Here is a 24271-nt window from a genome sequence, read left to right on the forward strand (position 1 = left end):
AATCCTCTTCGCGGAGCCATTTTTAGTCTTACAAAGTAAGGCTTTTTTCATTTTTTGATAATATATTTGAAAAGTATGCAACATAGCTATTAATTAAATATTAGCTATGTTGCATACTTTTAATATTAGATACCTTCATGTTCAGTAGATATCATTAATTTATCATTATTTGTTTTTATTATAATGTTGCCATTTATATCAGTCCTAAGTATTTTAGAATTTAGATTTTCCAATGCTTTTAAAGTATTTTTATGAGGATGACCAAAATCATTTCCCATGCCACAACTTATTACAGCTATTCTAGGGTTTACTTTAGATAAAAATCCTTTGGAAGATGAAGTCTTACTTCCATGGTGTGCTACTTTTAATACAGTAGATTCTAAAGATTTTTTACTAGCTAATAAAATATTTTCAACTTCTTCTTCCATATCTCCAGTAAACAAAAATGAGGTATTTTTATTTGTATATTTAATCACTATAGAATGATTGTTTAAATTATCATCGGAGATATCACCAGTCCATAGAAAATCTATATAATTATCCTCAGAAAGTTGAATTTTAAGATTGTCATTAATATTTCTAATTGTAAGTCCTTTACTTTTAAGTGCGTTTACTAAGTTAGAAAAATTCTTATCTGTGGTTAAAACTTTAGGCATGATAAACTCTTCTATATAAAATTTATTAACTATATCATCCATAGAACCAATATGATCTTCGTGAGGATGAGATGCAATAAGGTAATCTAATTTTTTAATTTTATATTTTTTAAGATAAAAAATTAAAGTGTCTTTAGCGGTATTTGGTCCACTATCTATTAAAATATTAAAATTATTATTCTCAATAAGAATAGAATCTCCTTGGCCAACATTTATAAAATGTATCCTAGTTTCTGAATCTTTCAATTTAGTATTAATACTATTTTTGCTAGTATAACCTAGTAAAAAAAAGGAGACAAAAAATATTACGGATAATATAAATAGGGTTCTATTACTTTTATAAAGTTTTTTCATGAGACCTCCTTAAGTAGTACATGTAATATATAAAGTATTGACAAAATTTCAATATATACTTCACCAGAATACATATTATTGATATAATTAAATGTAAACATTAAAAAAGGACGTGAATTAGTTGAGAAAATTAAGATTTGGAATAAAATTTTCTTTTAAAATGCTTGAAATTGCCATTAAAAGAATTACATATTCAATATGTAAAAATAAATTAACAGAAGAAAAAAGGGAAGAATACCTATATAATTTAGAGAAGGACTGGGCTGCTACTACAATTAAATATTCTGAATTAAAAGTTCATGTTGTAGGTAGTGAAAACTTATTAAATCAAACATGTGTTTATGTTTCAAATCACCAAAGTATGCTAGATATACCTGTAATAATGATGAATATAAAAGATACTGCAGGAGCTGTGGCTAAAATTGAAATGAAGAAAGTACCGGTTATATCCTATTGGATGAAGGAATTAGGATGTGTATTTTTAGATAGAGAAAATGGACGGGAAGGTTTAAAGGCAATCCTTCAAGCTATAGAAATAATAAAAAGTGGCAGATCTATGCTTATATTTCCAGAAGGTACAAGGAATAGAGACAAGTGTGTAGGTGATTTTAAAAAGGGAAGCCTAAAACTTGCAGTTAAGGCTAATGTACCAGTGATACCAATTACGGTAAATGGAACCTATAAGGGGTTAGAGGGAGAGGCAGAAGATTTAAGAGCTCAAATTATTTTCCATAAACCAATTTATATGGAGGACTTGAGTAAAGAGGAAAAAGCTAATTTATCTGAGATATGTAGAGAGATAATAGCAAGACCACAAGATTAGAATGTATAAAATATAAATAAAAAGCTTCAAAGAAAATTTCTTTGAAGCTTTTTATTTAGTTAAATTTAGTCTATGGTTAGTACTATAGATTTAAGTCTAGTCATAGCTTCAATACTATATTTTATACCTTGAGTACCCATACCTGAAGCTTTAACACCAGAGAATGGGAAGTGATCTGGTCCTCTTTCAGATTTATTATTTATTTGAACAGCCCCCACCTCTAATTTGTTAGCTACATAGAAGGCATCATTAATATTTCTTGTAAATACACTAGATTGAAGTCCATATTGAGACTTATTAGCAATTTCAATTGCTTCATCTTTATCCTTTACTCTAATTATAGGTAGTACTGGACCAAAAGGTTCTTCCCATGCAATACGCATATCACTAGTTACCATATCAAAAAGAGTTGGGTGTAGTAAGTTACCCTCTCGCTTATTACCATATAGTAATTTTGCACCTTTACTTAAGGCGTCTTGAATAAGCTCTTCAACAAAATCAGCAGATTTTTTATCAATTAAAGGAGTGATTTTAGCTCCAGATTCAGGAGTACCGATGGTAAGTTTTTTTACTTGTTCCAAGATTTTAGAGGATAATTCATCGGAAACATCTTCTGTAACTAATACACGTTTAATAGCTGTACATCTTTGGCCAGAATAACTATATGCACCTGAAACAATTTCTCTAGCTGTATCATCTAAATCAGCATCTTTTAGTACAATGGCAGCATCCTTTCCACCAAGCTCCATAATCATAGGTACCATACCAGCAATTTTAGCTATATGTTTACCTACTTCTGTAGAACCGGTAAAGTTGATAAAGTTTATATTGTCGTTAGTAACCAGATAGTCACCTATTTCAGAAGATTTACCAGTAACAGAATTTATTACTCCATCAGGAACACCTGCTTCTTGAAATATCCTAATAAGATGAAGAGCACTTACAGCACCTTGTGTAGGAGGTTTAAGAATAACACTGTTACCACCAACTAAGGCAGGAGCAATTTTGGAAGCTGATAGGTTAATTGGATAGTTAAAAGGTGATATAGCAAGGACTAAGCCTATAGGTACTCTTTGAACTAGACTCATCTTATTTTTTTTAAATCCTGGGAAAGTATCAGCAGCTATTGTTTCTCCTTCTAGATTTTTACCAGCATCTGCAGTAAATCTTATAAAATCTGCAGTACGCTTTACTTCAGAAATAGAGGAATTAATATCTTTGCCTATTTCCATCATAAGAACTTTAGATAATTCATCACAATTTTCTTCAAGCAAAGTTGCTGCTTTATGTAAGATTTCAGAACGTTTACTTACAGGTACATCACTCCAGGAATTTTGGCTTTCTTTAGCAAAACTTATTATCTTATCCACATCGTCTTGACTCATTTGAGGTATAGTACCTATTAATGAGTTATCGCTAGGAGAAAAAATATCTATAGTATTTTCAGTTGTCATCCATTGACCATTTACTAAATTACAGTAATGATTTTCTTTCTTTACACATTTGAACAAAGAAAAACCACCTCTTTCATATTTTTTATTTATTAATAATATTATTATCAAAGAGGTAAGTTTAAATACTAGAAATAGAATATTAAGTTTTAATTATTATGTAATATTTGCAAAATTTTATCTTCAGAAATATCTAAATTGGAAAGAAATCCAGATACGCAGGTTACATATTCTGGTGTTGAGTTACTGCTCCATTGAATTTTATCATTAATAATATTTTCAACTATTCCGCATACATCAAAACCAAGACCTTCTAATGAATATCTTAATTTCCTTGGGAATATACAAGGCATGTTATTACTACGAGAGCAGTTGTTGCAAATTAGGCATCTTCCAGAAAATAGTGCAATGCTATCAGTATAATAAGATTCTAAGGAGAGTATTTTATTATCATTAAATTCTCTAAAACTATAATAAAGACCATTAAAAGTATTAGTAAATTCATCAGTGCTATTACTTATATCACTATATTTACTTAGAGAGTAGGTAACAATATTATTTAGTTCTTCCTTTGGAATTTGGTTTATATAGGTTTTACCACTAATTACATAACAATATTTGTATTTAGAAACATAATCTAAATCACTAAAAGAGAGTGGAGGACAAGACCATACCTTATTAAATTTATTACAGCTTTCGCAGTATTTATTTACTATCTTAGGAGAATAATACTTTAATAATTCATTTATACTACATTTTTTAACATTATAAGAAATATATTTTATCATTTTATAACACCTCAGCTAAGTTTTTCATAGGATATTTAAGCATAGAGCATTTTTATATAAGTTAAAAATTTTATTTAAATTATATTATGCTATTACGAACCTATCTAAACTATTATAAATTAAAAACAAAATAAATCATATAAAATTATAAAATAAAAAAGCCGCAATTGCGGCTTTAGAAATTATTCCACATCAGTATATTTACTCTTTGCAAAGAATGATATAGCATAAAGACCTGCTAATCCTACTATGGCATAAACAATTCTACTAAATGTGCTTATAGCACCGAAGGCACTAGAACCTGCAAATAAAATTGCAACTAAGTCAAATTGGAATAATCCTATTAGGCCCCAGTTTACCGCACCAACAATAACTAAAATTAGTGCAATTGAGTCTAATACTTTCATAAAAACATCTCCTTTTAAATAGATTACAGTTGATAGTATTACCATTAGTTTTAAATTTTAAACAAAAAATCATAAAAAATCCTATTATTAATATTTTGTGAACATATGAAAAATCGGTTATAGTAAGTACATTTTTATAAATATATATTATATAATACTATTTAGTTACAATATATTTGAAAGAAGGAATTTTATGAAAAATGTATTAATATTTTTAGGAAGTATTTTATTATTTTCAATTATAGTATTAGGTATATATGCTTTACTAAAGAAATTTGTATTTGACAAAATAAAAATAAACAAATGGTTAGTACTTATAATAGCTTTTATTGTGTTTGTAGTACCACCACTAGTATTTACAACATTACCAGTGTTAGTAACAAATTATGTAATACCAGGTATATTCGTTATATTATTTCTATGGTTTTGGGATTTGTGTGGCTTCATGTCTAAGACTCAAAATAAAATTGCCAAAGCTGCTTATAATAAACCTAAGAGTAAGAAAAATGATATAGTAATAAAGCCAAAGGCAAAACCTAATAGAGTTAAAAATAATCCTAATAATAAATAAAATATAATTGAATTAGATAAAGAAAAGGATGCATGTATAATTGGATACTTACATCCTTTTCTTTATTTTTTTATAAATATGCTATAAAACTTTTATTCCATTAACATAGGTTTCTAAAATTTTGGTTTCTTTAATTTTATTTTTAGGTACAGCAGTTATATCTTGAGATAAAACTACAAAATCAGCTAGATAATTTACTTTAATTTTGCCTTTTATATCTTCATCAAATGACATGTAACTAGGTCCTGTAGTATAAGCTTTTAAAGCATCTAAAGGGGTAACACTTTCATCAATATTAAATCCACCTGCAGGTTTATTATTTAAATCTGTCCTATTTACAGCTCCATGGATTCCCTCGATTATATTAAAACTTTCAATAGGAGCATCAGAGCTAAAGGCTACAGGAATGCCTTTCTGTATCATAGAATTAAAGGCATAACTACTTTTAGTTCTAGCTTTGCCTACAGCTTTTTCAACTATAGGATAATCGCTCATAATAAAAGCTGGTTGTACATTAGCTATTACATTGAGCTCCTTGAATCTATTTAATAAATCTTCATTAGTAAATTGACAGTGAACTATAACAGGTCTAAGATTATCCTCAGTATCTTTTGAAATTTTTTCATAGGAATTTAATATCATTTTACAAGCTCTATCTCCAATACCATGGATAATAATTTGAAATCCTTGTTTAAAACCCTTAGTAACAAAATTATCTAAATCCTCTTGAGAATAAATACTAATACCATTACCAGGAGTATCCTCATAGTTATCTATCATAGCTGCAGTACGAGCACCTAAAGAGCCATCTTGAAAAAGTTTAAGACCTCCAACCTTAAGAAAATCACTACCTACCTTTGACTTCAAACCAAAACTATTAGCTTCCTCTAATAATTCATCAGTATTAAGGCATAGCTGAAGAGTAATTCTTACAGGAAGGTTGCCTTCTTCTTCTAACTCTCTATAACTTTGAATTAAATTAGGTAAACTTCTACAGTGAGTTAAGTCTTCAGTTTGAACAGAGGTTATGCCACATTTAATTAAGTCATCAAAGGTGCTACGGAGAGAAGCTTTTATCCCTTCCACAGAAGTGGGAGGAACCTTACTAAATGCAATATTTAAAGCATTTTCACGAAGAATTCCAGTAGGAACTCCATTTTCTCTATCTATAGCACCACCAGTAGGATTTTCTTTCATTTTATCTATACCTAAGAGTTCAATAGCTTTTGAGTTAATTACCCCTATGTGACCACATATTCTAGAAAATATAATTGGATGATTACAGGAGATTTTATCCAGATCATATCTATTAGGAAGTCGTTGTTCTTTAAAATAGTTATCATTCCAACCTCTAGAAATTATGTATGTACCCTTTGGAATATTGTTTTTATTAATATAAGACTTCACAATACTAATCATTTCATCTATGGAGGATAAGTTATTTAGCCTTACTGCAGTCTTTTGAAATCCATAATTAAGTAGATGCATATGAGCATCATTAAAACCTGGAATTACAGTATTGCCTTTTAAATCTGTAACTTTGCAATTCTCTTTGGAAAATAATGACATCAAGTCTTCGTTACATCCTACTGCTAGAAACTTTCCATCTCTCACAGCAAAGGATTCATAAATCTTATTGTTATCCAAGGATACAACGTTTCCATTAACGTATATATCTATAGACATATAATCACCACCTATTATAATATAGTTACATAATATATATAGTTATTCTTTAGAATAATATAAAATCCTCTTTAAAACTTGTAAAGGTTATAGTTGTTGAGAAATTTTAAATAAATTGTAGGGTTATTTATACATATAACTTGTAAAATTATTATTATATGATAAAATTTAAATATAAATTATTTTAAAGGAGAGCATTATTATGTGTAGATGTTGTTGTTGCTGCTGTAACATATGTATAATTTAACAAGATACTACTGAGCTATAATAATGTAATTAATAATTGATATAAATTTTAATCGTTATTTAAGCTACAGTTGGTTCTGTAGTTTTTTATATTTTATACTAATATGATTTAGAATAAGAACAGTTTAATGTTATGTAAAGTATAAATATAGTTAAGCATATATTATATAGATAAGTTACAGAACAGTAATTATCATTAAAGCATTAGTTATAAGAAATATGTAAAGGAGACATGAGATGAGTTTTTATTTATACAACACCATGACTAGAAATAAAGAAGAATTTATTCCTGCCAATAAAAATAAAGTTGGAGTGTATACTTGTGGCCCTACTGTCTACAATTATGCCCATATAGGAAACTTAAGAACTTATATATTTGAGGATGCATTAAAAAAATCCTTAGAGTATGTAGGTTATAAAGTTAAGCATGTTATGAATGTAACAGATGTAGGTCATCTTCAATCAGATGGAGATGAAGGTGAAGATAAAATGGCTCTAGGTGCAAGTCGTGAGCATAAAACAGTATGGGAAATCGCAAAATTTTATGAAGATGCTTTTTTTGAAGATTGTAAAAAACTAAATGTAAAAAAACCAACAGTGGTATGTAGAGCAACAGAACACATAGAGGATATGATAAAATTTGTTCAAAAGCTTGAAGAACGTGGTTACACATATGAATCAAATGGAAATGTATATTTTGAAATAGATAAATTTGAAGATTATACAAAGCTTGCAAATCTCAGTATAGATGAGTTAGAAGCTGGTAGTAGAATAGAAATAGATCCAAATAAGAAGAATCCTTTAGATTTTGTACTATGGTTTACAAATTCTAAATTTTCCAATCAAATAATGCAATGGGATTCTCCTTGGGGTAGAGGATTTCCAGGATGGCACTTAGAGTGCTCAACCATGAGCATTAAATACTTAGGTGAGAATATTGATATTCACTGTGGTGGAATAGATCATATACCAGTTCACCATACAAATGAAATTGCTCAGTCAGAAGCAGCGTTAGGTCATAAATGGGTAAATTACTGGGTTCATGGAGAATTCTTAGTATTAGATGGAGGCAAAATGTCTAAATCAAGCGGAGACTTTTTAACAGTATCAAAACTTGAAGAAGAAGGATTTAGTCCTTTAGATTATAGATATTTCTGCTTACAATCTAAGTATAGAAAACAACTGGTATTTAGTTTTGAAAGTCTAAAAGATGCTCAAAATGGATATAAGGCATTAAAGAAAAAAATAGGAACTATTTTAACTAATATTGATGAAACCTATAATATGAATAAAGAACTTATTAGCGGATATCAAGAAAAGTTTAAAACTCAAATAAGTGATGATTTAAATATAGCCAATGCATTTACAGTGCTTAATGAGGTTATAAAAGATAGTGAATTAAATAATAAAGAGAAAGCATTTATAATTGAAGATTTTGATAAAGTTTTATCACTTAATTTAATGACTATTGAAAAAGAGGCTATTGAAGTTGATGAGAAGCTAATAAATCATCTTATTGAAGAAAGAAATATTGCAAGAAAAGAAAAAAACTATAAAAGATCAGACCAAATTAGAGCACAGTTATTAGATATGAATATAGAAGTGTTAGATAGTAAAGAAGGAACTTCTTGGAGAGTAAAGTAAATAAGATAAAAACACATGGGGTGAATTTGAAAGTAACTCCATGTGTTTTTGTTAATCCTCACAATTGCATATGTTATTAATAAAGTTATATATTCTAGATTCCAATACAGGATATACACAGTTAATTTGCTCTAGAATTTTATAGGCGGTTTTTTCAGCTTTTTTCAATTTAGAGGTTTTTCTTTTAGTGATAGTAGAATTATTTAATAGTTGTGTTGTGCCCATAGTTAGATAAGAAGTATTAGAAAGCTGAATTAATATTTGAAGCAAAGGCGATATACAATTAGCTACATATAAAACTTCATAATCATTAAGAGCTAATAAGTTAAGCTGAGTTTTTAGAACATTTAGGCTAGTAGTAATTTCAGTTAAAGAAAGCAACTCACTTTTAAGAGAAAGTAAAGTGCTGGGATCAGAAGCAGATTCTGAAGAACTTTCATTTATTTTATCTAGGCTAGATGATATTAGTGCTGTTAAATTATCTATGCTAGTAGATATTTTGCTTATATCCTCCATAAAATACTCCTTGGAAATTTAAAATTCATATATTAAGTATATTAAATAGAGTATATATATATTCATTTTACATGTGATTTCAACTATGGCAAAATATATATAGGCAGAAAAATGGGTAAAAATATAGATAATATTATTGACATGGGATAAATAATCGAGTAAAATGATAAAAGTCATTGAGAGTATTTGATGATAAAGAAAATAGTTATTTTCTTAACTGGGCGATGATATTGCAGACTTTTTCTATATGAGCAATATCCGTATATCAACAACTAAGTTAGTAGTATTATCGCAATGCTAATGAAAAATTTAAAAATTCTTCATTAAAGACAAACTTATTTAGTTTGTAGAAGTACAAAGATAATTATAATGTCTATGTACTTATCTGGTAAGCATATCTTGAAGGTAACACCCGTAACCATGCCGAACACGACGGTTAAGCTTCAAAGAGCCAAAAGTACTGCACGGGAGGCTGTGTGGAAGGATAGGTTATTGCCAGGTAGTTTGTTTCACTAGCTCAGTCGGTAGAGCACATGACTTTTAATTATGGTGTCCGGGGTTCGATCCCCCGGTGAGCCACCAAAACACCTTATTTTATAAGGTGTTTTTTTTATAGGATGATTACAAGCTCTTTACTCCTATCTCTTTCAAAGTGAGAGTAAAAAGGAGTTAGTACCCTAGATAACCGTTGCTCCTAAAGAACAACGAGTTCTAAGTATGGAAAAAGCTCTGTTGAAAATTACAGGGATATAATACATTGCTTTTAAATTTTGAAATCGTATAGATAATCAATTTAGTATTTAATATTATAAAATATCTTGATTTATATGAAAAATTGATATAAGTTAAGTAGGGAAGAAAATTAAACTTAATATTGTATGGATGAATGTTATTGAAGATACTTAATTTTTAAAAAGACTAAGTAACCGTAGGAGAAAGAGTTAATTACAAGCTTTTAATTAACTTGAAACTTTCAGGTTGAATACAATAGCAGGACATAACCCTGGAGAGACTCTTTACATTAATAATTAAAGAGCATCAACGAAGCAACCTTTATAGGGAATCTTTCAGATAAAAGGACAGGGAGTAAAAAGCATTTATTAATTATGTTTTTTACTCCTTTTATATTGCAAAATATTAAATTGGAATATTATTACATAAAAATAGGGAGGAGAATACAATTATGATATTAATTATTTTTGAAGTTGTTGGAACAGTTGCATTTGCAATTTCTGGAGCTTTAGTAGGAATGCAAAAGAAATTAGACTTATTTGGAGTTATATTTTTAGGAATTATTACAGCTATAGGGGGAGGAATATTTAGAGATATAACCTTAGGACAAACACCACCAGCTGCTTTTATAAATCCTACTTATTTTATTATAAGTATAGTGGTATCTATTTTGGCTTTTTACGGATATCCAAAATTATCTACCATGTACACTACATCTAAAAGAAAAGAAATTATTTCTGAATCTCATGGGAATAAATATATGAGTGAGGAACAAATACTTAAAATAGCTAATAGAAGAAAGCAAATAGCTATCTTAAAAAAAGTAATATTAATTTTAGATTCAATTGGACTTGCTACATTTACAATATTAGGTGCAAATCTAGCTTTTAAGCAAGTTCATAGCAATATATTTTTAGTAGTTTGCATGGGATTAATTACAGGTGTTGGAGGTGGAATTTTAAGGGATACCTTTGTTCAGGATACTCCAATGATCTTTAAAAAGGAGATTTATGCCGTGGCATCAATACTTGGAGCATCGGTATTTTACTTATTTAACTTTTATGGAGTGAATTACGATATAAATTTTTGGGTGTGCTTCACAATAATATTATTATGCAGAGCTGTATCTATAAGATTTAAATTAAATTTACCAATATTTAATTCAGACAAGTATGATATAAACTTATAGAGCAACATTTAAGGAAAGAATAAGATCATATAGATTTTGATAATATATTAGAGTATTAAAAATAGTAATTTTATTTCTAATAATTTTATAAGTATACATCACAAAATTATTATGATTACATATTATATTATTAAGAACAGCTTTGAAGCTAGTCTTTAATAGATACACATCATTATATTAGTTCTAAAAAAAATATTTTATATACTATAAGTTACTATAAAATGTTTAGAGATTAAAACTATTATAAAACTGATTAAAAAGTGGGGAGAATATAATATGTTAAATAATAATGAATTCTTTAATTATAATGAACAAGACTATTCAACAGAAATGTTTGCTCAAGATTTTAGATATGGACAACCGGATGGAGTAGATTTTGAACAAGAGTACTTTAGAGGTAAAGATGGAAACTGGGGACATGATTGTAAGCCATCACATCATAGACCATGTCCACCATGCCCACCATGTCCAAAACCATGTCCACCATGTCCAAAACCATGTCCAAGACCATGTCCACCATGCCATTGTCAATGCTCAAGCGGAGATGATTCGTGGATAATTTTAATACTATTATTCTGCATATGCCCATTTGGTGGATTTTTCTGGTAAAATATAGTATTATAAATAACTTAAATGCAAATATTTATAGATAAAATATTAAAATAAACATGTATCAAATATAGAAATGGTCATCACTGTATATTAATATATATAGTGATGACTATTATTTTAGGAGGATTGTAAGATGAATAGACAAGAAAAATTGATAAAACTAATTGAAGAGAGGCTTAATAAAAATGAAGTTATAGATTATTATGTGGAAGGTGCTTTTGAAAGTACTGTAAATAGGAGACAAAATACAATGACGGGGATACTAGTAACCACTAATGAAAAAATCAGATTTTGTGGTAAAAGATTTTTCTTAGTTTATGATGATATTATAGAATATAAAGATATTGAATATGTAGAGGCTAATGAAGAAAAACTTGGTCATAAAATTTTTATAGTTGGAAAAGAAAAATCTTATTCAATGAAATTTATCATAAGTAAAGATGTACATAGTTTTGTAGATAGTATAAATAAAAATTTATAATAAAATAAGTAGCCAAAAGAAACTTCAAGATATAATGATTATTATCTATAATTATAGTAAATAATAATAATAATTTTAATCTGGTGAGTATACTATTAGAGGCTACACCCGTATCCATTCCGAACACGTAAGTTAAGTTCTAATAGGCTATATATACTACATTAATGAAAATGTGGGAAAAGTAGTTATTGCCGGGTATAAAACAGAAGCTAAAAACTTTAAAGAAGCAAGATAAAAAGGATGTATAATGATTTATTATTACTATGCTTAACATATTTATTAATGAATCTATTATAATCTTGAATTAACTAAAGATATAATATATGGTGACTTTAAAATATAAAGAAGAAGAGATAGTTTTTTATCTCTTCTTTTTTGTGTAAAATTAGCTATTATTAGCCAAGTTTATGTTATTAGACAATGATTGGTAAATAAAGATTAAAAACTAAATATATAGGTAATGTAGATAAAAATAAATTTAAGATAAATTTAAGCTAAGTAATTTATTATAGGATTGTACTAGATGACACAAGGAGGTGATTTATATGAAAAAAGTTAAATTTAGACATGAGATAAAGCATTTAATAAATATTTCAGACTATTTGGCAATTAAAAACAGATTAAAAAATATTGCACAGTTAGATGAGAATGCAGGAGATAAGGGTACTTATACTATAAAGAGTCTATATTTTGACAATATTAATAATAAGGCATTAATGGAAAAAATTAATGGAGTAAATAATCGAGAAAAATTTAGATTAAGAATTTATAATGATAACCATTCTTTTATAAAATTAGAGAAAAAAAGTAAAGTTAATGGATTATGCAGTAAGATTTCAACAAGTATATCTATGAATCAATGTGAAGATATAATTAAAAATAATATTGATGACATATTTAAATATAAGGAGCCTATTTTAACAGAGTTATACTCAAAGATGAAATATGATTTATTACGTCCTAAGACTATAGTTGAATATACAAGGGAAGCATATGTATTCAAACCAGGAAATATTAGAATTACCTTTGATAGTAATATTAAGAGTGGTTTATATTCACAAAATTTTTTTAATGATAACCTTGCTACCATAGGAATGCCAGCAAGGAATCCTATAGTTTTAGAGGTTAAGTTTGATGAGTTTTTTCCAGAAATTATTAGAGATATAATTCAAACAAAAGATAGAGAAAGCTCTGCTTTTTCAAAATATGCAGCTTGCAGAATTTATGAATAAAATTAAGTTATTTGGAGGAGATAAAAATGGATAAAGCACTAAGTTTTAATGATATTTTAAAATCAAGTTTTTTAGAAAAGGCATCTAGTTTTTCAATTGTAGATGTGGCTATAGCCCTAGGACTAGCTCTTGCTATTGGACTATTCATATTTTTGGTATATAAGAAAACTTTTAAAGGCGTAATGTACTCAGAAAGTTTTGGTATTTCACTTATTGCAATGAGCTTAGTTACAACATTAATTATTCTTGCAATTACTTCTAATGTAGTACTTTCACTTGGTATGGTTGGTGCTTTATCAATTGTAAGGTTTCGTACAGCAGTTAAAGAACCTATGGATATTGCATTTTTATTTTGGTCAATAAGTGTAGGAATTGTTGTAGGAGCAGGATTAATACCTCTTGCGGTATTTGGCTCAGTATTTATAGGAATTATGATTATGGTGTTTGCAAATAAGAAAAGTACTGATAATCCTTATATCTTAGTTGTAAGTTGCAAGGGAGATAGCAGTGAGAATAATGCAATGGAGCATATTAATAAATATGTTAAAAAATATGTAGTTAAGTCTAAAACCGTTTCTGCAGGGAGCAATATTGAATTAACAGTAGAAATAAGATTAAAAGAAATGTCTACTCAATTTGTAAATGAAATTAGCAGTATATCAGGAGTAAACAATGCAGTGTTAGTAAGTTACAACGGAGAATACATGTCTTAATATTTAGGTGGTGTATGAAGTGATTTCAAATAAGTATATAAATATTTTTATAACAATGATTATGACATTAAGTCTAGCCTTGGCTGGAGTAATGGCAACTATTGATATGTCTACAGTTGAAGCAAATGCTACAGAGAAAACAACCCAACCAGAGTATATAACAAATCTTTTTAACAAAGATGATATTATGGAAATTGATATAGATATAGATGAGAAACTTTGGAATGAACTAGCAGATAATGCTATGGAAGAAGAATATTATAGTGCCAATATAACTATTAACGGAGAAATATACTATAATGTTGGGCTTCGAGCTAAGGGAAATACAACATTATCACAAATTGCTAATGATGATACTACAGATAGATATAGTTTTAAAGTTAAATTTGATGAATATATCGATGGACAAACTCTGAAAGGCCTTGAGAAATTAGCATTAAATAATATGATGCAGGATACAACTTATATGAAAGAATATCTTTCCTATGGTCTATTAAACAAAATGGGAGTTTCTACTCCAGCGTTTCAGTATGCGAGCATCACCTTAAATGGAGAGCCTTGGGGTTTATACTTAGCCCTTGAGGTTATGGAAGAAAGCTATATTGAAAGATACTATGGAACAACAGGTGGAAATTTATATAAACCTGAAACTACTAATATGGCAAAAAACAATATGCCTATGGAACAAGGCAAAGAAATCAATGGACCTATGGGAAGAAATACTGGTGGAGCAGACTTGGTATATTACGGAGATGAGCATTCTAATTATTCTACTATATTTGAAAATGCAATTTTGGATTATACAAATGAAGAAGACTACGATAAAATCATAGCCATGATAAAAAGCCTTAATGAAGATATTAATAACATAGAAAAACATTTAGATGTAGATGAAGTATTAAGATATTTTGCAGTAAATACTTTTGTTGTAAATTTAGATAGTTATGCATCGAATATGAAGCATAATTATTATCTATATGAACAGGATGGAATATGTTCAATACTTCCTTGGGATTACAATTTAGCCTTTGGAGCATTTCAAGGAGGAAGTGCAAGTAATGTTATAAACTTTCCCATTGATAATCCTGTAGGTGATAGTTTAGAAAGTAGCCCACTTATAGGAAAACTTCTGGAAGTAGAAGAGTATAAAGAAAAATATCATGAGTACCTTAATGAAATAGTTCAGGATTATGTAAATAGTGGAGTATTTACTGAAACAATTAATAATATAGATAATTTAATTGGTGACTATGTGAAAAATGATGCTACAGCCTTTTATATCTACGATGAATATGTAGCTTCTATTCCTGAGTTAATTACCTATGGAGTAGACAGAGCTAAGAGTATATCTGCTCAACTTTCTGGATCTCAGTCCTCTACTTCTACTGGAAATATGGCTACTAATTTAAATATATCTGCCCTTGGTAGTCAAGGTGGTGGAGGTAATAGAGAGGGAAATGATATTCCTAAAGATATAAAAGAGAATAATAATCCTGAAAGGGGAATGGGGATTGGAGAAAAACCCAACAATATGCAGAATAATCTTGAAAAAGGAGCTCCTCAGGGTACCTTTAAGCCAGGAAATAATCCAGGTGATATTAATAGAGAAAATTCTCTAAATAATATGAGGGGAAATACGTCAAATGATACAAACATTAAATCTAATTTGATAATATATTGCATATGTCTCCTAGGAATTATTTCAGCAATAATAGTAGCACTAAGGTTTAAAAGAAAAAAATATCATGTATAAAATACTAAAAGCTATCTAAGAGTATATATCTAAGATAGCTTTTAAACTTATATAATTTAGATTATAGTACGTTTCTGTGTTTAATTACAAATTCTCTTATTCTAAAATAGGAAGTTCAATAATAAAGGAAGTATCTTTTCCTGCATTACTTCTGGCATAAATCTTTCCTTTATGGCTTGTTACTATAGAATTTGCAATAGCTAAGCCTAAACCATAACCACCAGTTTTCCGTTGTCTAGACTCATCAGAACGATAAAACCTTTCGAAAATTTTTTCTAGGTCTTTATCAGGAATTCCTTCTCCAGTATTAGTAATAATGATTTCCATCTTAGATTTTAATTTACTTGAAGTGATGGTAATAGTTCCATTTGGGAAAGTGTGTTTAATAGCATTATCCATTAGAATATTAAAAAGCTTTTTAATTTCTTCTAAGTCACCATTTATAAAAAAATTATCCTTTAAATTGTTTTGTAATTCTATTTTATTTTCAAAGAAAACTGCTTCAAAGGACATAAGTAAATTTTCTAGTATTTTATTTATATTTATAGGTTGTAGGTTAAGTACTTTTTTATCTTCATCAAGCTTTGCTAAGGAAAGCATATCATCTATAAGATGGGACACTCTATCAGTTTGTAGATCTATATAATTCATCCATTTGCCTTGACTTTCAATAGTTTTATCTTTATTAGATGAAACTAAAGCTAAATTAGTTTTAATAATAGCAATAGGCGTTCTAAGCTCATGGGATGCATCTGCAATAAATTGTTTTTGTTTTTCGAATACCTCTTTAATTGGCGCTATGGTTTTATAAGCTAGGTAATAGCTTATAGTAAACAATATAATCAAACTGATAAAGCCAGTTATGAAAAAAGTCTTCAAAAGGTTTTTTAATAGATTTTGCTGAGGTGACTTATTTATTAAAGCAATTCTATTAATTTTACGATCTAAGCTTTTTAAGTATGCAAAATCAGTATCTTCAATTTTTACAACTCCTGATGAAGACTCTGTAGATAAAATGTTAACTGCTGATTCAATAAGAATATCTTTATCAACATTATATGGAGTCATAATATTTATCACGTTTAAATTATGGTCAAGATTTATTAGTATACCATTATTAAGGGGACCACCTTTACTGGGTCCACCATTGTTAGGTTCATGGATTAGTGCATTAAGAGAAAAGTTAATCTGTCTTTCTCCACTATTCCAAGTTATAAAGTATATGACTCCAAATATACAAAAAAATACAAAGGTTAAAAGAGACATATTTATAATAATAAATTTATATTTTAATTTTTTAAACATACTACTCCTCCAATTTATAACCAATACAACGAAGGGTGGATATTTTGGATTTAGAGCCCACATAGGATAATTTTTTTCTTAAAAAAGATATATAGACCTCGATATTATTATATTCAGCATCAGAGTCATAGCCCCAAACCTTTGTAATTAAATCATCTTTAGTAACTATTAAAATAGGCCTTTCTATAAAGTATTTTAGAATTTCAAATTCCTTTGAGGTAAGTCGGACAGAGTTACTATTTCCTTCAAGTTCATAGGTAGATAGATTTAAGGCAAAGTCACTAAAATGAAGAGAATTATCATTTATAACTTCAGCTTTTCTTCTACTAAGAGCTCTTAATCTAGCAAGAAGTTCTTCATGAGAGAAAGGTTTTACTAAGTAATCATCTGCTCCATAGTCTAATCCCTTAACTTTATCTTGAATTTCACCTTTAGCAGTGAGAAGAAGAATAGGAGTAGATACATTATTAGCTCTTAGTTCCTTTAAAATCTCTAATCCATTAACTTTGGGGAGCATTATATCTAATATAATCAAATCATATATTCCTGTAAGACCATAATCAAGACCTGCTTCACCATCATAAACGCTATCTACTATATATTTATTTTTACTGAGAATTTCTTTTAGAGCTTCAGCAAGGTGTATTTCATCTTCAACTAATAATAATTTCATAATTCATCACCCTTTAATTACAAATTTTTAGATAATATTACGTTTTTTTATTTAATTTTATCATACAAATCTTAAATTCATATTAAAATTATTATTTATTTTTAGAAAATAGTAAAAGTACCATATTGTGTAGTAAAGGATACTATTTTTTGTTTCGATTATATTTATGTACACAGTGTATATATAGCTGTAAATTTTTTTTGTATATAGTAAGGTGGGGAAGATATGAAAGTCAGGAAAAGGGCAAAGAATGAACTAAAAAGTAAGAAAATTAAAAATACTAAAAGAGGAAACCAGAAAAGGATTAGAGGAATAGGAATGCAACTTATGTTAAGTTTTACAGTAATCATAGTATTAGTTGCAGCATTTCTATCTGCTTTTTCTCTTTATATGAATAAAAAAATTATTACTGATAAATCAAAAAGTCTCCTAGAAAATGTAGCTGCATCTATGGCAGGAGAAATAAATCAATTGACAGATAGTTATGGAGTTATAGTAAATCAAATAGCAATAAATGATTTTTTAATAGATGATACAGTAGATATGAAAGAAAAGTTAACAAAATTAAAGAATATAGCTGAAAAAATAGAGTTAAAAGAAATTGCTATAGTAGATGCTGAAGGGAATTGTGTAGATACTTCAGGAGAAAGTACTAATATTAGTGATAAGGACTATTTTTCAAATGGATTAAGTGGGCTTACATTTGTTAGTGAACCATACTTAGGTACAACTGATAATATGCTAGAAATAGCTATAAGTACCCCTATAAAAGAAAATGGGAATATAAAGGGTGTTTTAATAGCTTACCTAGATGCTAGTAAATTATCAGCAATAATATCAAAGGTATCCATAGGTAAAAGTGGAAATGCTTATTTAATAAATAGGGAAGGAAATATAATAACTCATAATGATTCCTTGCTTATAGGAACTAAACTATTAGATACAGTAAAAGATAAAAATGGTTCTGAAAATATGAAACAGATTTTAGGAAAGATGACATCGGGAGAAAGAGGAGCGGGTGAGTATAGAGTAGGTGCTAATGAAAAATATATTGGATTCGCATTTATAGAATCAACAGGATGGTCTGTAGGTGTAGAAGTAAGTGGAAGTGAGCTATTAGCAGAAATACCAGAATTTCAAATAAAAGTAGTAATTGTATGTATTATTTTTATAGTGTTAGGTCTAATATTTGGATACCTAGTAGCTAAATCTATGACTAAAAGATTAGGCAGAATAGGTACTATTGTAGAAGATATGGCAAAGGGTAACTTCACTAAATCTAATATAGGCAAAATGAAAAATGATGAAATCAAATATATATATACGGCTGTAGAAAAAAGTAAGGAAATTATAGGTGGAATGATTCTAAATGTTAAAGATAGTTCCATGGTTATTGAAAGTGAGGCTTCATCTCTAGCTGCTTTGGCAGAAGAATTTGTATCAGGAGCTCAAAGCATAAGTGAAAGTATAGAAGAAACTGCTACAAGCTCACAAAGGCAGGCAGAAGAATTGGAAGATGTAACTAAAGAACTAGAGGAATTCGATAATAAACTATCTAACAATATAAGTGACATATATAATATTAGTGATATGGCAGAAAATATTAATAACAAAGCGGATAAGAGTAATGAGGATATGGAAAATTTAGCCATGGCCATGAATGAGTTAAGTAAATCCTTTAAAGAGTTTAACAGTTCTATATATAGTATGAAATCTAGTATGGAGACTGTAACAGAAATAACAGAAATTATTAATAGTATATCTGAACAGACAAATCTTCTAGCACTAAATGCGGCTATAGAGGCTGCAAGAGCTGGAGAGGCTGGAAGAGGTTTCTCAGTAGTAGCTGATGAAATTAGAAAGCTAGCAGAGCAAAGCAAGGAATCTACACAAAATATTTATAATGTAATAAATAATGCTATTAAAGAGAGTGAAACTATAGAAATTAAAAGCAATAAAATAAATGGTGAATTAAATAATGGATTAATTAGTGTAGATAATGCTATAGAGTCATTTAAAAATATTGCAGCATTAGTTTTAGATATGGTACCTAAAATAGAACATGTAGCAGTTAGCTCTAAAGAAATTATAGAAGAAAAAAATTCTATTACTGAAAATATAGAAAACTCAACGCAAATATCTTCTGAGGTTTCAGGAAATACACAACTAATAGCTGCATCTACAGAAGAACTTACAGCTTCTAGTGATGAAGTTGCAAATGCAGCAGAAAAATTACTTGGACTTACAGAAAATATGAAAGAGTTTATGGAACAATTTAAACTTTAGTATAAGGGTAGTCATCACATAGAATGAGACTTTAAAATAAATTAATTTTTATTTTAAAGTCTTTTTTGTTTATTTTATGCTAAAGGTGAAATACTAATTAATACATGAATTTTGATTTAAATAATAAAGTTATACATTGTTAGCGGAGGTATAATGGAAATATTAGAAGAAAAGCAGTTAAATCTTAAGTTTATTAGTATAACGGCTATTTTATTTATAGCAGGAATATGTATTAATTTATATTTTATGAATTTGCATGAAAATGAAAAAACTAAGGAAGTAGGTATTAATGAAAAAGATGTAGTAGAGAATCATATACAAGTACCATATAGTGAAAAGATTGAAGCATATAGTGAAATCTATGGATTAGATCCTTATTTAGTTGCAGCTATAATCAAAACAGAAAGTGGGTTTGATAAGGATATTGTTTCATCTATGGGAGCTGTAGGACTAATGCAGATAATGCCAAGTACAGGAGAATGGATAGCCAGGCAACTAAATATAGAAAACTTCTCTATAGAAATGCTGAAGAATGAAGATGTGAATATAGAAATGGGGTGTTGGTATCTAAATTACTTAAAAAATCAACTTAAATATACAAATGAAATGCTAGCAGCTTATAATGGTGGCATAGGGAATGTATGTAAATGGCTTCAGGATCCTAGATATTCCAAGGATGGAGAAGTAGTTCATACAATACCATTTAAAGAAACAGTAAATTATATAGAAAAAGTAGTTGTAGTTTATAAAGAATATGTAGACTTATATAAAAGTGAAAAGTAATATTTATATAGAACTGTGTTGTAGTGTTAAAATAAACCTCTGGAGATTATTAAAATAATTTCCAGAGGTTTATTGATTTTAGTTATAATATTTGAAAATGTGTATAGAATTATAGTAGGCTACTGTAAAATACTGTTAATGAGGTGATAAAATGAGCGATGACTTATTTTTACTTAACAAAGGAATAGGAAGAAAAAAATATAGTATATATGTACTGGCTTTCTTAATAGGATTTATAATTTTAGAGATTATTGGAACCTTTATTACTTTTGAACTTGAAAAAACTGGTAATGGATTGTTAATAGCGGCTTCCATGTCTTTTCAGATTACCCTGATAGTTTTTATAAATATAATGTTATTCATTTTAAGTTATAAAAGATTTAAGGATATAAATTTATCAGGTGTGTTTGGAATACTTGCAGCTCTTATATTTGTTCAAATCCCAGTGATAATATTTCTAATGCTTTTTAGAGGAAAAGAAAAATATGAAAAACAAAAGGAGGAAAGTATGGTAAATACCCTTGAGGAAAATGCAACCATAACTCTATGTGAGGGAGAAGAAATAGAAGTCACAGAATCTAACTTAAGTCAATAATAAAAATGATTTTCACAAAATAAATTCATATAAATAAATGTTGAGCATGTATTTTAATAATATAAGTACATGCTCAATATTTTATCCCAGATTAGGATATATTTTGTGAAAGACCTTATTATTGTGATAATATAAAGATATAATATTTAGAAAAGGTGGAAATTGCATGCTTAACAACAGGGATGATTATTTTCTCACTATAAAATTACTTGGGCTCATATTTAGTATGTATGTATATATAAATTATGGCTCCTTCCAAACCTCTATAATTATAGGAATATTGTGTTTTATAATAATAAACATAGCTTTTTATTATTTAGAAAATATTAAGATTAGAGTATGCTTATCAGCCATATCTTTCTTTATTTCTTATGGACTAGGTATAAAATACAACAGCATATTTTTCATATTAATACCATTTACCTTTTTTGACACAGGTATACTAATGAATATAAAGCTTATCTATTCTTTTATAGGGAGTATCATATTTACAACCATGATACCAAAAGACATAGTTATGAATTGTTTATTGATTGCAATATTTTACTATATAGTAGCAAAGATATTAATTAATAAAGTAAGTAAAATAGATAAAATATGGAAAGAAAACTTAATGTTAAGAGAGAAAATAGACAAGTATACTAAAGAGGTAGAAAAAGAAAAAAATTATTCAAAACAGATAATATATACCACAAAGTTGGAAGAAAGAAATAAGCTATCAAAGGAAATGCATGATAAAATTGGGCATACTATAGCTTCTAGTTTAATGCATCTAGAAGCCACAAAGGTAGTAATAGATAAAGATAAAAATGAAGCTAAAAATATGATAAATACAACTATTCAAGTTCTAAGGGAAGGTATGGATGATATTAGAAAAACTTTAAAAATAATTAAGCCTTCCGAGGAACAATTAGGTATAAATAGAGTGAAATCTATAATGGATGATGCTTTTAGTCATAATAGTTATGGATATACCTTTAATCACTCTGGAAATATAGACAAGCTTACCTATAGTCATTGGAAGTGTATAATTAATAATCTAATGGAGGGAATTACAAACATAAAGAAACACTCTACGGGTAACAGTGTTTCTTTTAATATTGAAGTCCTAAATAAAATTGTAAGAGTCTCTATAAAAGATAATGGTGATGGAGCAATGAATATAAAAAAGAGCATTGGACTTAAGGCGATGGAGGAGAGAGTAATAGACCTTGGAGGAAATATTAGTTTTAATGGAGAAGATGGATTTACTATAATAATGATCCTTCCTTTATCATAACAAAGCAATTAATAAGGGATTGCCTAAATAACTATTTAATTTATTTGGACAATCCTTATATTAATACTATACTTTTAATTGAGATCTTTCATTAAAGAAGCTTTTGTAGGAGATATAGGTTGCTATTAAGGTAGCAATGGAGGTTGAAGATAATATCATAAAGGTAACCATTATTTGAAATTTAATTGCCATAAGTGGAGATGATCCAGCTAAAATTAATCCAGTCATCATCCCAGGAAGAGATACAATGCCAAGGGTTTTAGCAGAATCAATGGAAGGCATAATTGAGAGTTTTATACTATCTTTAAGAATCTGTTTAGATGCAACCTTAGCTGTAGCTCCAAGTGCAAGTTTAACTTCAACTTCATTTCTCTTGCTACTAAAGGTAGTATTAAGGTTTTTGTAACTAAGATTTATGGCAACCATAGAATTACTCACAACCATACCGGCTACAGGTACTATTTCATTAGGAATAAAGTTAATAGCGCCAGAAAGTACTAATATAGAAAGGGTTATAAAAGCACCTGAAAATAGAGCAATAAAGGATGTTCTAACAGGTTTTTTTATGTTCTCACTACGCTTTTTGGTGTTAAGTGCTGCGTTGATAATCATTAGTGTAACTAATAAAATAGTGAATATAGGATTTTCTAAGCTAAATACAAATTGAAGTATATAGCCTACTATAACTAATTGTATTATGGCCCTAACCATGCTAATAAGTATATCTTTACCTAGTCCTAAATCTTCTTTATAGGAGATGAAAATAGGAATGCAAATCAATACTGAAGAAACTATAAGGGATAGAGTACTCATTAAAATCCCTCCTTAGAAATTATTGTTCCATCCTCTATAATAATCTTTTTATTGCTTAAGTCCTTTATTTGAGATAAATCATGGGTAATCCATAAGATTGTATGACCTTTCTTATTCATATCCTTCATAATATGTTCAACTAAAAGTTTATTTTCTTTGTCCAGTGCTGAAGTAATCTCATCTAGTAAGAGAACAGGACCTGCATGGAGAAGAGAGCGAATAAGGGAAATTCTTTGTTTCTCACCACCAGATAATTTGTTTATATCTTTACTTAAGTATTCCTTGTCTATATTAAACTTTTCTAAAAGCATATATATTTTCCTATCATCTATATTTTTCTTTCTAATTTCATAGGGAAAAGAAAGATTATCATAGACAGTATTACCAAACAAATAAGGTTGTTGGAAGAAATAATTTATTTCACTGCGCAGTTTAAGAGGGGGGATTTCAGAATAATCCTTATCTCTCAGGTATAAATGACCAGAAGTTGGTGAAATTAAGTCCCCTAAAATTCTCAGTAAGGTTGATTTGCCACCACCAGAAGGCCCTGTGATAGTTATAAAATCCCCTTCATTGATTTCTAAATTAATATCCTTTAGAACTTTTGTATTAGCATCTTGAAAAGAAACATTTTTTAAAGATAATATACTCATTATATCCCTTCTTTCAAAGTAAAATTAAAA

The 24271-nt window shown here is 28.4% G+C and carries 23 protein-coding genes, 1 tRNA gene, 2 rRNA genes and 1 riboswitch; of the genes, 16 read left to right on the forward strand and 10 right to left on the reverse strand.

Annotated elements, in window-relative coordinates:
- Window positions 1-125: 125 nt before the first annotated feature.
- Window positions 126-902, reverse strand: a complete 777-nt coding sequence (locus tag B2694_RS10795) for a ComEC/Rec2 family competence protein (protein ID WP_346885741.1) — start codon at window positions 900-902, stop codon at window positions 126-128.
- A gap of 229 nt (window positions 903-1131) precedes the next feature.
- Between B2694_RS10795 and B2694_RS10800 the strand changes: the two genes are divergently transcribed.
- The gene (locus B2694_RS10800; RefSeq protein ID WP_346885742.1) at window positions 1132-1833 is read left to right on the forward strand and encodes a lysophospholipid acyltransferase family protein; all 702 of its coding nucleotides are present in this window, start codon (window positions 1132-1134) and stop codon (window positions 1831-1833) included.
- A 65-nt stretch (window positions 1834-1898) separates the two neighbouring features.
- Here B2694_RS10800 and B2694_RS10805 read toward each other — a convergent pair whose 3' ends face one another.
- From B2694_RS10805 to B2694_RS10815, 3 genes are all read right to left on the reverse strand, one after another.
- Window positions 1899-3344 (reverse strand): NADP-dependent glyceraldehyde-3-phosphate dehydrogenase, encoded by a 1446-nt coding sequence (locus B2694_RS10805; protein ID WP_346885743.1) that lies wholly within the window; start codon window positions 3342-3344, stop codon window positions 1899-1901.
- Window positions 3345-3433: 89 nt separating this feature from the next.
- Window positions 3434-4072 (reverse strand): DUF2284 domain-containing protein, encoded by a 639-nt coding sequence (locus B2694_RS10810; RefSeq protein ID WP_346885744.1) that lies wholly within the window; start codon window positions 4070-4072, stop codon window positions 3434-3436.
- A 182-nt stretch (window positions 4073-4254) separates the two neighbouring features.
- Window positions 4255-4479, reverse strand: a complete 225-nt coding sequence (locus B2694_RS10815) for a DUF378 domain-containing protein (protein ID WP_035134290.1) — start codon at window positions 4477-4479, stop codon at window positions 4255-4257.
- 193 nt (window positions 4480-4672) lie between these two features.
- Between B2694_RS10815 and B2694_RS10820 the strand changes: the two genes are divergently transcribed.
- Window positions 4673-5050 (forward strand): hypothetical protein, encoded by a 378-nt coding sequence (locus tag B2694_RS10820; RefSeq protein WP_346885745.1) that lies wholly within the window; start codon window positions 4673-4675, stop codon window positions 5048-5050.
- A gap of 81 nt (window positions 5051-5131) precedes the next feature.
- Here the strand turns inward: B2694_RS10820 and B2694_RS10825 are convergent, their stop codons facing one another.
- On the reverse strand, window positions 5132-6736 hold the full coding sequence (locus B2694_RS10825) for an amidohydrolase (protein WP_346885746.1): 1605 nt from the start codon (window positions 6734-6736) through the stop codon (window positions 5132-5134).
- Between the two features lie 483 nt (window positions 6737-7219).
- Here B2694_RS10825 and cysS point away from each other — a divergent pair, with 483 nt between their 5' ends.
- A complete protein-coding gene (cysS, locus tag B2694_RS10830) occupies window positions 7220-8626 on the forward strand; it encodes a cysteine--tRNA ligase (RefSeq protein WP_346885747.1) in 1407 nt (468 codons plus the stop codon).
- Window positions 8627-8677: 51 nt separating this feature from the next.
- Here the strand turns inward: cysS and B2694_RS10835 are convergent, their stop codons facing one another.
- The gene (locus tag B2694_RS10835) at window positions 8678-9142 is read right to left on the reverse strand and encodes a hypothetical protein (RefSeq protein WP_346885748.1); all 465 of its coding nucleotides are present in this window, start codon (window positions 9140-9142) and stop codon (window positions 8678-8680) included.
- A gap of 384 nt (window positions 9143-9526) precedes the next feature.
- On the opposite strand from B2694_RS10835, the gene rrf (B2694_RS10840) reads away from it, so the two are divergent.
- The 9 genes from rrf (B2694_RS10840) (at window position 9527) to B2694_RS10880 (ending at window position 15854) form a co-directional block, all read left to right on the forward strand.
- Window positions 9527-9643 (forward strand): 5S ribosomal RNA (gene rrf, locus B2694_RS10840).
- A gap of 5 nt (window positions 9644-9648) precedes the next feature.
- Window positions 9649-9724 (forward strand) — tRNA-Lys (locus B2694_RS10845).
- Window positions 9725-10135: 411 nt separating this feature from the next.
- Window positions 10136-10235: riboswitch (glycine riboswitch) on the forward strand.
- A gap of 90 nt (window positions 10236-10325) precedes the next feature.
- Window positions 10326-11063 carry a trimeric intracellular cation channel family protein gene (locus B2694_RS10850; RefSeq protein ID WP_346885749.1) on the forward strand — a complete coding sequence of 246 codons (738 nt, stop codon included), beginning with the start codon at window positions 10326-10328 and terminating at the stop codon, window positions 11061-11063.
- Between the two features lie 276 nt (window positions 11064-11339).
- Window positions 11340-11672, forward strand: a complete 333-nt coding sequence (locus B2694_RS10855; protein ID WP_346885750.1) for a hypothetical protein — start codon at window positions 11340-11342, stop codon at window positions 11670-11672.
- Between the two features lie 136 nt (window positions 11673-11808).
- Window positions 11809-12156, forward strand: coding sequence for a PH domain-containing protein (locus tag B2694_RS10860; protein ID WP_346885751.1), 348 nt, complete (start codon window positions 11809-11811; stop codon window positions 12154-12156).
- Window positions 12157-12235: 79 nt separating this feature from the next.
- Window positions 12236-12353, forward strand: a 5S ribosomal RNA gene (gene rrf, locus B2694_RS10865).
- A 348-nt stretch (window positions 12354-12701) separates the two neighbouring features.
- Complete coding sequence (locus tag B2694_RS10870) at window positions 12702-13388, forward strand: polyphosphate polymerase domain-containing protein (RefSeq protein ID WP_346885752.1); 687 nt, start codon at window positions 12702-12704, stop codon at window positions 13386-13388.
- Window positions 13389-13414: 26 nt separating this feature from the next.
- Window positions 13415-14101, forward strand: a complete 687-nt coding sequence (locus B2694_RS10875) for a DUF4956 domain-containing protein (protein WP_346885753.1) — start codon at window positions 13415-13417, stop codon at window positions 14099-14101.
- A 19-nt stretch (window positions 14102-14120) separates the two neighbouring features.
- Window positions 14121-15854 (forward strand): CotH kinase family protein, encoded by a 1734-nt coding sequence (locus tag B2694_RS10880; protein WP_346885754.1) that lies wholly within the window; start codon window positions 14121-14123, stop codon window positions 15852-15854.
- 96 nt (window positions 15855-15950) lie between these two features.
- Here the strand turns inward: B2694_RS10880 and B2694_RS10885 are convergent, their stop codons facing one another.
- A complete protein-coding gene (locus tag B2694_RS10885) occupies window positions 15951-17159 on the reverse strand; it encodes a HAMP domain-containing sensor histidine kinase (RefSeq protein ID WP_346885755.1) in 1209 nt (402 codons plus the stop codon).
- 1 nt (window position 17160) lies between these two features.
- Complete coding sequence (locus B2694_RS10890; RefSeq protein WP_346885756.1) at window positions 17161-17832, reverse strand: response regulator transcription factor; 672 nt, start codon at window positions 17830-17832, stop codon at window positions 17161-17163.
- Between the two features lie 225 nt (window positions 17833-18057).
- Here B2694_RS10890 and B2694_RS10895 point away from each other — a divergent pair, with 225 nt between their 5' ends.
- The 4 genes from B2694_RS10895 (at window position 18058) to B2694_RS10910 (ending at window position 22775) form a co-directional block, all read left to right on the forward strand.
- Window positions 18058-20118: a methyl-accepting chemotaxis protein gene (locus B2694_RS10895; protein ID WP_346885757.1), complete on the forward strand. Its 2061-nt coding sequence runs from the start codon at window positions 18058-18060 to the stop codon at window positions 20116-20118.
- A 153-nt stretch (window positions 20119-20271) separates the two neighbouring features.
- A complete protein-coding gene (locus B2694_RS10900; RefSeq protein WP_346885758.1) occupies window positions 20272-20901 on the forward strand; it encodes a lytic transglycosylase domain-containing protein in 630 nt (209 codons plus the stop codon).
- Between the two features lie 151 nt (window positions 20902-21052).
- Window positions 21053-21496: a DUF805 domain-containing protein gene (locus B2694_RS10905; protein ID WP_346885759.1), complete on the forward strand. Its 444-nt coding sequence runs from the start codon at window positions 21053-21055 to the stop codon at window positions 21494-21496.
- Between the two features lie 166 nt (window positions 21497-21662).
- Window positions 21663-22775, forward strand: coding sequence for a sensor histidine kinase (locus tag B2694_RS10910; RefSeq protein ID WP_346885760.1), 1113 nt, complete (start codon window positions 21663-21665; stop codon window positions 22773-22775).
- Window positions 22776-22841: 66 nt separating this feature from the next.
- On the opposite strand, the gene B2694_RS10915 is transcribed toward B2694_RS10910, so the two are convergent.
- Window positions 22842-23588 (reverse strand): ABC transporter permease, encoded by a 747-nt coding sequence (locus B2694_RS10915; protein WP_346885761.1) that lies wholly within the window; start codon window positions 23586-23588, stop codon window positions 22842-22844.
- The gene (locus B2694_RS10920; RefSeq protein ID WP_346885762.1) at window positions 23588-24241 is read right to left on the reverse strand and encodes an ABC transporter ATP-binding protein; all 654 of its coding nucleotides are present in this window, start codon (window positions 24239-24241) and stop codon (window positions 23588-23590) included. The genes B2694_RS10915 and B2694_RS10920 overlap by 1 nt, the downstream gene beginning before the upstream one ends.
- Between the last annotated feature and the right edge of the window lie 30 nt (window positions 24242-24271).

This window comes from Clostridium sp. UBA4395, from assembly GCF_002390995.1.
In the GTDB taxonomy this organism is placed as follows: Bacteria; Bacillota; Clostridia; order Clostridiales; family Clostridiaceae; genus Clostridium_J; species Clostridium_J sulfidigenes.